Raw genomic sequence first — 10,000 nt, forward strand, 5'->3', positions numbered from 1 at the left:
TTTGGCTAAATCTGCCAGAGGCCAGGCCGCTAATTCAGTCGCATGGCCAAGCAACCATTGTTCGATACGCTGGCCTTCCAGTTCAGGGTGGCATTGAAACGCCAGTACCTGTGAACCTATACAGTAAATTTGCTGGTAACTTTCACTCGATGCCAACAGCTCCGCACCAGCAGGCAAATCAAAGGTATCGCCATGCCAGTGAAACATCGGGATATCTTGATCTGTTTTATCCACAGCAAAAAGACCTGTATCCAGCCCTTCTTGAGTAAAACGAATAGGCGACCAGCCAATTTCTTTGCCATAAGCGCCCGGATAGACAGCAGCACCAGCAGCTGCGGCTATCAGCTGCGACCCGAGACAAACCCCTAACAAGGGTCGTTGTTCTGCCAAACGTTGTTTAGCTATCAAAAGCTCAGTCTGTAAAAACGGATACAAAGCCGTGTCGTAGACCCCAACAGGACCACCTAAAATCACAGTTAAATCGGCCTGATAAGCCGCAGTTAAATCATCTATAGCCGCATCCAGATACTGCAGCTGATAACCGGCGGCCGTTAATGGCCCGGCAAAACTACCGAGATCTTCAAACTGCAAATGCCGGATCACCACACAACTTTTCGTTTTCATCTATTGTCTCCTCTTTTTCTCCTTTATGCCGCGTCCTGATGTTCACGACAAATCAGCTCTGTGCTTGCGACAGGCAAAGGCTGCTGAGTTAAACCACAAAAGGGCAAACCGTCCTGTTGTTGATGGAAACGACAGCTTTTGCATTGACCAAAACTTTTGCGCTGCTGTTGCTGCTGCACCTGGCTCAACAACTGATGCAAAGCACCGGTCAGTTGTTGCTCCAACTCAGGCCCCAACTGCTGCACTGCTTGTTGCAGCACCTGCACAGCCACCAACTGCTGTACTACAGCTAAACCTGCTGCTGTTGGTTTTAAATGCACTATGCGTTTGTCCTGCAGATCCGGCTCTTTGTAGATCCACTGCCGCTCTTCCAGCGCTTTTAACGACTGGGACACTGTGCCTTTGGTCAGACCCAGATAGTCGGTCACGCCCATCACAGTGTCTGAATAATGATTACAAATACTCAGATAACGCAAAGCGCTAAGCTGCACTGCCGGCACCACAGAAAGTTCGGCATCGTCCCGCTGCCAGCTACGCAACAAACTGTTGATGCGTTCAACATAATCAAAAAAGCTTAAAGCCATAGTTTTTACACCTGCACTTGCATCTGGATTTAGAACTGCATTTTATTGTCACAGTATAGCTTGACATTGTATCGAAGCGAAACTATTATTTTCACAACGTATCGAATCGATACTTAATTTAAGGTTGAGTGAGGAGCTTTTTATGAACGTTCAGGTTTTTGACACCCATGTAAAAACGACCAATGGCCACTACCTGCATTTTGATGTATTGGTAACGCCAGAGCATGCAGGGAAGGCTAAACTCTATGCGCAGCAGTTTTTACAACAACAAGGCTACGCTAATGAAGACGTGCAGCAGCAAAGCTGTGATTTTTGTCATAACGAAATAGCCACCCCAGCTGTTATTGAAGCTATTCATACGCAGGGGTATTACATTCTGAAATTACAGGGCTGCTAAGCGGCTCTGTGTTCATTAACCCAAGAACAAAGGAGCAGCCTGATGAGTCCGGCCATTCTTGCTTGCGATTTACATGATCATGTCGAAATTATCTGTATGAGACGATACCCGGTCCTGATCCATCAGCTGGATGGCAGCACTATTCAGGGGATTGCCCGTGACACCCGAAGTACAGCACAGCAAGAATTTCTGCTGCTGGATAAGGACGGTCAAAAAGTGGAAATTCCACTGCTGCAGATTGAACGTATTGAGGTATTGGATGCCAATGCACCCCAACAGCAAATTTGGTTACAGCAAGGCGGAAGCTGCGCTATTTAAGCCTTTCCCCCCTTTAAAAAAGAAGCCACCGACCAGGTGGCTTTTTTGTTTTCTGGCATTTAGTTGCACAGAACAAAAAATAAAACGATAAAAATCAAAATCTTAATAATTAATCCACAGTTTTATTAAAACATAGCCTTGACACAGTTTCGATTCAAAACAATAATACGTATCGAATCGAAACATAATGTAAAGTACGGCGCAATGCAGTGCAGTACAGATTCTTAACCTGACTCTTTTAAAGGAAACAAAGCTATGAACACTAAAACTATTGCTACTTTTTACCATGCGGGTTGCCCTGTTTGCATTAGCGCAGAACAGACGTTGCTCAGCATGATTGACCCAAACAACTACCAAATCAACGTAGTGCATTTAGGCGAGCAGAGTGCAGAAGTTGCCACTGCCAAAGCTGCAGGCATCCAGTCAGTGCCAGCCTTAGTGATTGATGGCCAGGTATTACATATCAACTTTGGCGCTGCCATCACAGATTTAGCCTGAGGTGAATGATGAAAAAATTACTGTTAAGTTCTTTCATAGCTTTAGCTGCCAGTCAGGCAATAGCTCATGGCCCTGGTGGTATTCACTCAGAAAAATCAGCCACCAAAGCAGCTTTTGATTTAGTCCACACTCGCGTCTTTAAAGACGGTACCCATCTGGTATTTGAGCAGGTGGTTGCAGGCACTGCAGGTGCAGAAAAACCAGTCAGCAATGGCGGAAAATTCGCCACAGCAGAAGTATTGAGTTATGTCTGGCCAACCACACTGGATTCTTCAGTCATAGGTTTTGATGGTAAAAAAGGCATAGTGGCGCTGGCGTTAACAGCCCACCCTGACTTTGATGACACCCCTTTGTATGACGAAAACAACGATGGCAATTTGGCCAACGATGGCGACGACTGGCATTCACATTGGGTGGTGTTAACCCCGGACGAAAGCTGTGGTCCTAAAGGTTTAAAAGTGCGGGATATCCCACAAGGTGAAACTCCACGAGTGCCAAAAACCTGGCCAGGCGCACCAATTTATATCGACTCTCCGGGTTATGATTTCAACCTGAAAAAAGATACTGTCACCATCCGGGTGCCGTTAAAGGAAGTGGGGTTCCCCACTGATTTTAGCTACGACGGTGTGACAGCAGCACTGAAAGTCAATGCCAACCTGCACAACCCGCTGCTCTGCGTAGTGAACGTGTACGATGTGGCTTCTGGCGATTTATCTTTACCTGCCAGCTGGCCGGAAAAAGCTAAATAACTTAGCTCAGGCATTGATGTAACCAGCAGAAACTACTGAAAAATTTCTGCTGACTACTTCCTTTACTTTCCCACTAAAGCCGCTTTTACTTAGGTTTCCATGCAGTAAAAAATGCTCTCCTTAAGGATGAAGACTTCATGAGTTTTAAGCAGGTGCAAACACTATCTTTCTGCGCCACTGTACTGATTAGTCTAGCTACCTCTACCAAAGCTTTTGCCGCTATAAGCTGCCCGGAAAAAGGCTGGACTGCGGGTTTGTATGAGCATGGTGTGCTGTTTTTTGATGGTCGAAGTGGTATAGATCAAGACATCATTAACGAAGTTCGCAAACGAACTGGCTGTAAAATATACTCCAGTCTGATGCCAAGAGCCCGGATCTGGCATGATTTGGAGCAAGGCGATTTAGATCTCAGTGTTTCAGGCATAAAAACCACGGAGCGGCTTGGCTTTGCCTGGTTTATTCCTTATATGCGCATGAAAAATATGGTGTTATTGGCACCTGAAGTACCTTTGTCGGTAAAACGGCCAGAAGATTTTATACAACGCCCCTATTTAGTTTTTGGTGCTGTACGATCCTTCAAACATGGGGATATTAATGATCAGGTTTTGGAACGGTTGGCGCAGCACAACAGAGTACAGTACTACCCGGACAGCAGGACCTTGTTTAAAGCGCTAAAACAGCAGAGAGTTCATGGCATTTTTGCTCAGGCACCAGTGTATCGCCACCTGCTCCCGGAGCTACGACTTTCCTCTAAGCTGCGTATTCTGGATTGGGCCTCTGAGGAAGCAGGTGTTGAGCATGGGTTAGTATTGGCAAAAGCAAACTTTAATGAACAGCAAGCCCAAGAGTGGTACCAACTTATACTAGAGATTAAACAGGATGGGACTTTGCTAAATATTTTTTCAACCTACTTACCCAAAGAAGAAGCACTGGCTTTAATGCCATGAAAAATGCGTTGGCTAAGAAGCGTCTGTGACAGCCTGCTTAAACACACAAGCTTTCTGCTGATACATACGCTGATCCGCCACTTTACTCAGTACCAAGTCGGTTTCACCATCTTCGGGGTAAACCGCCACTCCTATGCTGCAACTGATCTGAATCTCTAAACCATGAATATCAAAAGGTAAGGCAATGGCTTGTCGAATTTTTTCAGCCACCAAAGCCGCGTGATTCAGTTCATCCACTTGTGGTAAAAGAATAATAAATTCATCTCCGCCTATACGAGCCACAGTATCAGACGAGCGGATTGCATGCTGCAAACGCTCTGCCACCTGCTGTAATAACAAATCTCCCACCGCATGACCATGAGTGTCATTTACAGGTTTAAATTTGTTTAAATCCAACAACATCAAGGCCAAGGCTTTTTTATGCCGCACAGCGTACTGCAAGGCTTTTTGTAAGCGGTCTGCGAATAAAGTGCGGTTTGGTAAGCCTGTTAAGGTATCGTGCTGCGCCATATAGCGCATACGTTCTTCAATTTTACGTCTTTCTGTTAAATCCCGGCTTACGCCTAAAATGCCAACAAATGCACCTGTCGCATCATACATACCTGAGATTTTTACTTCACTCCAGACCCGCCGGCCGTCTTTGCAGACTTGCTCCACTTCGCCAACGTAATCCGGATAGGCTTCGCCATCCTGCAAAGCTTTGGCTGCTTTTTTCATTTGCAGTTTTACCTGAGCATAGGAATCCGGCGTGACCAATTGCTGCATTTGTTGTTGCATCAGCTCTGTGACCGTAAAACCAGTCAGCTTTTCTGCGGAAGGGCTGATGTAAGTAAAATGCCCGCTCAGGTCCATAGTCCAAATCACATCTGTGGCGTGGTCAGCTAACAATCTGTGTCGCTCTTCGCTGCGTTTTAACGCATCTATCGCATTGCTGCGTTCGATAACAATTTCTGCTAAAGCTGCACTTTCGCTGATCAGCTGGATGTCTTGCTCAGAAGGGGTTGTGACCTCTTTATGATAAATAGCAAAAGTTCCCAACACTTTGCCTTGCCGGTTTTTAATAGGCTCCGACCAGCAGGAACGAATTCCCGCCATCTCGACCAAAGCCTGGTAAGGCTGCCAATAAGGATGCACACGTACGTCTTCCACTATCACCCGTTCAGCAGTAAAAGCTGCGGTGCCACAGGAACCTACGCCGTAGCCAGCAGTGATGCCATCAATAGCAGCATTGTATTGATCAGGTAAATGGGGTGCCGAAGCGACGTGTAAAGCGCCCTGCTCATCCAACAAAAGTACGGTACAACTGGCAGAAGGATCCATCTGTTCCGCCCCTTCAACCAGAGCGTCCAACACTTGCTCTAAAGGAGCCTGATCTACAATCATCGCCAATACTCTACTGCGGTTTTGTTGCATCAGCGCAGAACGCTGACCTGCAACCACTATGGCTTTGAGTTTACGGTTGATACGATATACAAAAATTAAAAAAGCAAGTGAGGCAGGAATAATGCAAAAGGCAGTTGCCCCCAGAAGCAGCCAGCTTACGTCAGTGTTTTGCCCGAACCATCCTTCAGCGAAAACCGGGGCAGTGGTCAACAATCCATGTACCAGCACATGCCATAACTTCACATTATACCCCTATATCTTCATTCCATAACTCTGGTTTAGCGGCAATAAAGTCTTGCATTAGCTGCACACATTCAGCATTGTCCTGAACAATCAGTTCCACACCACGGCTTTTTACATAAGCTTCTGGCCCCTGAAAAGTACGATTTTCACCAACCACTACTTTGGGAATGCCATAAAGTAACACAGTACCACTGCACATATCACAAGGAGACAAGGTGGAGTACAGCACAGCCTGGCGATAGTCTTGTGCTGTTAACCTGCCCGCATTCTCCAGACAATCCATTTCTGCATGCAATACACAGCTACCTTTTTGCACTCTTTGGTTATGACCACGGCCCACTATTTCTCCGTTAATCACAAGTACCGAACCTATAGGAATACCGCCTTCGGCTAAACTTTTTTTCGCTTGTTCTATTGCGGCTAACATAAAAGGGTCTGTCATTCACACTATCCTGTAAATCAGCTGAAATCAGCCACTCACTGTATTTAGCTTGTGGCTCTGCTTCCATAGTTTAGTGAGAAATACAGAAAAAGAAGACCAGAATAGTAAATTAAATTACAGTCTATTCTGGCTTAGCAGGCAGGTACTTGATGCAATCCAGCGGGCACACTTCGATACAGGCAGGCTTGTCATAAAAACCAACGCATTCAGTACATAAGTCAGGGTCGACCTGATAATGCTGCTCTGCACGGAAAATGGCCGTATTAGGACACTCAGGCACACACATATCACAATTAATGCACAGCGGCTCTATCCACACTGACATGATAACGCTCCAGAGCCTGACTCGACTTGCATTCCTTGTTGTTTTAACAAGAAGCCCGAGTGTGGACTGATTCCACCAGGCAATTGAAACCAGACCTGATAGCCTGATCCTGGTGCTACCAGCAACTTTTCCCCATCAGCGCCATAAAAGACAGGCTCCAACTCCTTGCACCCCAGAGGGGTCATCAACACCAATTGATCTTCTGCGGTAAAACGATTTTTGACCAGCAACAAAGCCTGACCTTGCGCATTAATCTCACCACTGAATTCTCCCACCAGCAACTGCTCACCTTCACTATGGCTGGTCTGGTAATTTTGCAATTCGGCGCTGATATGGCGGCGTAAAAAACCTTCAGTAAAACCCCGGTTGGCCATGCCGTTTAACTGCTGCAGTAAATCAGGGTTAAAACTCTTGCCGGCCATCGCATCATCTATCGCTTTACGATACACCTGAGCTGTGCGGGCTACATAATAAGGTGACTTGGTACGACCTTCTATTTTCAGCGAATGCACGCCCATAGCGCTAAAAGCAGCGACATGTTGCACAGCGCGCAGATCTTTGGAATTAAAGATATAACTGCCATGTTCATCTTCATCCAGCAGCATCAGCTCGCCAGGGCGGCCTTGCTCTTCAACCAATACAGGCGCTGCCAGTTCAGTGGCTGCAGGCTGATACTGCCCTACCTCATCGGCCACTGCGTCATGGGCTTGATAAGACCAACGACAGGCATTAGTGCAGGCGCCCTGATTTGGGTCGCGTTTATTGATATAGCCAGACAATAAACAGCGGCCTGAGTAGGCCATACACAAAGCGCCGTGCACAAAAACCTCCAGCTCCATTTCTGGCACTTTTTCACGGATTTGGGCTATTTCCTCCAGCGCCAGCTCGCGGGATAAAATCACCCGCTCTATACCTTGCTGTTGCCAGAACAACACAGCAGCCCAATTGACCGTATTGGCTTGAACAGACAAATGCAGTGGAACCTGCGGAAAATGCTGACGCAACAAAAATACCACGCCAGGATCAGACACAATAAGCGCATCAGGACCCAAAGCTACAGCGGGCGCCATATCTTCGACAAAACGCTCTAACTTGCTGTTATGGGGCGCAATATTGACCACCAGATAAAACTTTTTACCCAACTGATGCGCTTCCTGAATACCCATAGCTAAAGTAGCTAAATCAAATTCGTTATTGCGCACCCGCAAACTAAAACGCGGCTGACCGGCATAGACAGCATCAGCGCCATAAGCAAAAGCCATACGCATGGCTTTTAAACTACCAGCAGGGGATAAAAGTTCAGGAGCATTCATGGGGCAATCCACAGAGCATTAAAAAAACAAGAGGCGCATCATAGCGCCTGTTTTTAACCATGTTTTGCGTTGGATCAAACCACTTTGGAATAGCTTGGATTACTGTTGTTTTGCAGGTAACGATCAAAACTGGCACAGACTAAACGCACCAGCAATCGACCCCGTGGTGTCACCTGAATATGGCTTTGAGAACAGTGCACCAAACCATCAGCGATCAGTGGGTCCAGTTTAGGTAAAGCATCGGCAAAATAACTCCAAAAATCGGCGATGCTAAAGCGCTGACAAAAATCATGGATATCCAGCTCAAAATGACAAATTAACTGGCTGATTAAAGCTGCGCGGATTTTATCATCCTGACTTAAACTAAAACCGCGCTCCAGCGGCATTATCCCCTCGCTCAACTGGCGTTGATAATCTTGCAGTTCTTTCTGATTTTGCCAAATTACGCCATTGACCTGACTGATAGAAGATACTCCCAAGCCAATCAATGCATCCTGGCCTGCTGTGGTATAGCCCTGAAAATTACGCTGCAATTTGCCTTGTTGCTGTGCTATCGCTAAAGAGTCGGTCGCTTTGGCGAAATGATCCATGCCGATACATTGATAACCTGCAACGCTAAACTCTTTGATAGCCAACTCTAATAGCACAACTTTATCTTCTGCCTGCGGCAAGCTTTGAGTTGGAATTTTGCGCTGAGCCGCAAAACGGGTCGGCAAGTGGGCATAGCTGAACAGCGATACCCTGTCAGGATCCAACTGCAACACGCTGTGCAACGTCTGAATAAAGCTCTCTGGCCTTTGGTACGGCAAGCCATAGACTAAATCCAGATTAATAGAATTAAACCCTAGCCGCTTGGCTTCCAGCACCAAAGAGCGCACCAGATCTTCGCTTTGCACTCTGTTGATGGCGATTTGAACTTGCTCATCGAAGTCCTGCACACCAAAGCTAACCCGGCTAAAGCCCAACTGGCGTAAATGAGCCAGTTTTTCCAGACTGCAGCTGCGCGGGTCTATTTCAATAGAAAGCTCGGCATCAGGCTTAAACACAAAATGCTGTCTGAGCAGCTGCATTAGCCTGGACAATTGCTCTTCGGTTAAAAAGGTCGGAGTACCACCACCTAAATGCAGCTGGGATATAGTTTTGTCGCTCAGCAGAGGTTGATACAAAGCCATCTCAACTGCCAGATGCTGAAGGTACAAATCAGCTTTTTCGCTGTGCCGAGTCACCATTTTGTTACAGCCGCAGTAGTAACACAGCTGCTGGCAAAATGGGATATGCAGGTACAAACAGAGCTCGTGCGCAGAACTGGCTAAAGCGGCCTGAATAGCAGAAGCCGGAAAATCAGGCTGTAAAGATAAAGCCGTTGGGTACGAGGTATAACGGGGACCATTCACCGAATACTTCTGGATTAAATCAGTTGACCATAACACCGACATTGAACTTTTCTCTGCTTTCCCCTCAAAGGTGGCTGCAGTTTAATGCATCAACTTTAGTTCGTTGTTGATCTGAAACAAAGTCCGTTGCTGCCAGATGAGCGCTTAAATAACGACCAAAGCCCATAAAATGACGACAGATTAAACTGGAAAAATTCCCTCCCTTATTTTAGAATGAACGTTCACTCTAAATGGAGATTTTAAACATGCAGCGTTCCCGCATCGTATTTTTTGCCCTTTCCGCCCTGGCGGGCTCTGTTGCTTTGGCCGGTTGTGGCCAGGCTCAACAAGCCGCAGCACCGGCAGCACAGGCCATGCCTGTTGGCGTGGTCACCCTGAAAAGTCAGGCGGTTACATTAACCAAAGAATTACCAGGCCGCGTGGCAGCCTCACAAATTGCCGAAATTCGCCCTCAGGTCGACGGCATAGTACTGCAACGTTTATTTACTGAAGGTGGTGAAGTTAAAGCTGGTCAGGCTTTATATCAAATTGACCCAGCCACTTTTGAAGCTCAACTGTCCAGCGCTAAAGCGGCAGTAGCGCGGGCTCAGGCCAGCATTGCCAGCAGCAAAGCCAAAGCCAGCCGTTATACCGAACTGTTAAAAATTAAAGCGGTCAGCCAGCAGGAGTTTGACGAAGCAGACGCGGCTTATAAACAAGCTCAGGCCGATTTATTAACGGCTCAGGCCCAATTGAAAACAGCGCAGATTAATCTGAACTACAGCAAAGTTTTGTCCCCTATCA

At 46.7% G+C, this 10,000-nt stretch carries 13 protein-coding genes; 6 read left to right on the plus strand and 7 right to left on the minus strand.

The features are described from left to right. The coding region (locus tag LDL40_RS04460) for a glutamine amidotransferase (protein ID WP_300993952.1) at positions 1–624 on the minus strand (624 nt) is incomplete at its 3' end. A gap of 23 nt (positions 625–647) precedes the next feature. Next, positions 648–1,208 carry a MarR family winged helix-turn-helix transcriptional regulator gene (locus LDL40_RS04465; protein WP_300993954.1) on the minus strand — a complete coding sequence of 187 codons (561 nt, stop codon included), beginning with the start codon at positions 1,206–1,208 and terminating at the stop codon, positions 648–650. A 142-nt stretch (positions 1,209–1,350) separates the two neighbouring features. Between LDL40_RS04465 and LDL40_RS04470 the strand changes: the two genes are divergently transcribed. From LDL40_RS04470 to LDL40_RS04490, 5 genes are all read left to right on the plus strand, one after another. Beyond that, positions 1,351–1,605, plus strand: coding sequence for a DUF2024 family protein (locus LDL40_RS04470; protein WP_300993955.1), 255 nt, complete (start codon positions 1,351–1,353; stop codon positions 1,603–1,605). 42 nt (positions 1,606–1,647) lie between these two features. Continuing rightward, positions 1,648–1,923: a Rho-binding antiterminator gene (locus tag LDL40_RS04475; protein WP_300993956.1), complete on the plus strand. Its 276-nt coding sequence runs from the start codon at positions 1,648–1,650 to the stop codon at positions 1,921–1,923. 255 nt (positions 1,924–2,178) lie between these two features. Then, a complete protein-coding gene (locus LDL40_RS04480; protein ID WP_300993957.1) occupies positions 2,179–2,421 on the plus strand; it encodes a thioredoxin family protein in 243 nt (80 codons plus the stop codon). A gap of 8 nt (positions 2,422–2,429) precedes the next feature. Further along, positions 2,430–3,170: a hypothetical protein gene (locus LDL40_RS04485; protein ID WP_300993958.1), complete on the plus strand. Its 741-nt coding sequence runs from the start codon at positions 2,430–2,432 to the stop codon at positions 3,168–3,170. A gap of 137 nt (positions 3,171–3,307) precedes the next feature. Further along, on the plus strand, positions 3,308–4,117 hold the full coding sequence (locus LDL40_RS04490; RefSeq protein ID WP_300993959.1) for an ABC transporter substrate-binding protein: 810 nt from the start codon (positions 3,308–3,310) through the stop codon (positions 4,115–4,117). Between the two features lie 12 nt (positions 4,118–4,129). On the opposite strand, the gene LDL40_RS04495 is transcribed toward LDL40_RS04490, so the two are convergent. From LDL40_RS04495 to hemN, 5 genes are all read right to left on the minus strand, one after another. Next, positions 4,130–5,743, minus strand: coding sequence for a diguanylate cyclase (locus tag LDL40_RS04495; protein WP_300993960.1), 1,614 nt, complete (start codon positions 5,741–5,743; stop codon positions 4,130–4,132). Position 5,744: 1 nt separating this feature from the next. After that, positions 5,745–6,185, minus strand: coding sequence for a nucleoside deaminase (locus LDL40_RS04500; protein WP_300993961.1), 441 nt, complete (start codon positions 6,183–6,185; stop codon positions 5,745–5,747). 121 nt (positions 6,186–6,306) lie between these two features. Continuing rightward, positions 6,307–6,510 carry a YfhL family 4Fe-4S dicluster ferredoxin gene (locus tag LDL40_RS04505; protein ID WP_300993962.1) on the minus strand — a complete coding sequence of 68 codons (204 nt, stop codon included), beginning with the start codon at positions 6,508–6,510 and terminating at the stop codon, positions 6,307–6,309. Then, entirely contained in the window at positions 6,495–7,823 is a 1,329-nt protein-coding gene (gene yegQ, locus LDL40_RS04510; protein ID WP_300993963.1) for a tRNA 5-hydroxyuridine modification protein YegQ, read from the minus strand. Before yegQ ends, LDL40_RS04505 begins: the two co-directional genes overlap by 16 nt. A gap of 74 nt (positions 7,824–7,897) precedes the next feature. After that, complete coding sequence (gene hemN, locus LDL40_RS04515; protein WP_300993964.1) at positions 7,898–9,259, minus strand: oxygen-independent coproporphyrinogen III oxidase; 1,362 nt, start codon at positions 9,257–9,259, stop codon at positions 7,898–7,900. Between the two features lie 203 nt (positions 9,260–9,462). On the opposite strand from hemN, the gene LDL40_RS04520 reads away from it, so the two are divergent. Continuing rightward, on the plus strand, positions 9,463–10,000 hold a 538-nt coding region (locus LDL40_RS04520), incomplete at its 3' end, for an efflux RND transporter periplasmic adaptor subunit (protein WP_300993965.1).

Origin of the sequence: Rheinheimera sp., assembly GCF_020217005.1 — a bacterium.
Lineage (GTDB): Bacteria > Pseudomonadota > Gammaproteobacteria > Enterobacterales > Alteromonadaceae > Pararheinheimera.

Excerpts from the sequence above, each read along its gene's own strand:
- LDL40_RS04490 (WP_300993959.1), top strand. The coding sequence starts at position 3,308 with ATGAGTTTTAAGCAGGTGCAAACACTATCTTTCTGCGCCACTGTACTG.
- LDL40_RS04500 (WP_300993961.1), bottom strand. The coding sequence starts at position 6,185 with ATGACAGACCCTTTTATGTTAGCCGCAATAGAACAAGCGAAAAAAAGT.
- yegQ (WP_300993963.1), bottom strand. The coding sequence starts at position 7,823 with ATGAATGCTCCTGAACTTTTATCCCCTGCTGGTAGTTTAAAAGCCATG.
- LDL40_RS04475 (WP_300993956.1), top strand. The coding sequence starts at position 1,648 with ATGAGTCCGGCCATTCTTGCTTGCGATTTACATGATCATGTCGAAATT.
- LDL40_RS04480 (WP_300993957.1), top strand. The coding sequence starts at position 2,179 with ATGAACACTAAAACTATTGCTACTTTTTACCATGCGGGTTGCCCTGTT.
- hemN (WP_300993964.1), bottom strand. The coding sequence starts at position 9,259 with ATGTCGGTGTTATGGTCAACTGATTTAATCCAGAAGTATTCGGTGAAT.
- LDL40_RS04470 (WP_300993955.1), top strand. The coding sequence starts at position 1,351 with ATGAACGTTCAGGTTTTTGACACCCATGTAAAAACGACCAATGGCCAC.
- LDL40_RS04465 (WP_300993954.1), bottom strand. The coding sequence starts at position 1,208 with ATGGCTTTAAGCTTTTTTGATTATGTTGAACGCATCAACAGTTTGTTG.
- LDL40_RS04485 (WP_300993958.1), top strand. The coding sequence starts at position 2,430 with ATGAAAAAATTACTGTTAAGTTCTTTCATAGCTTTAGCTGCCAGTCAG.
- LDL40_RS04505 (WP_300993962.1), bottom strand. The coding sequence starts at position 6,510 with ATGTCAGTGTGGATAGAGCCGCTGTGCATTAATTGTGATATGTGTGTG.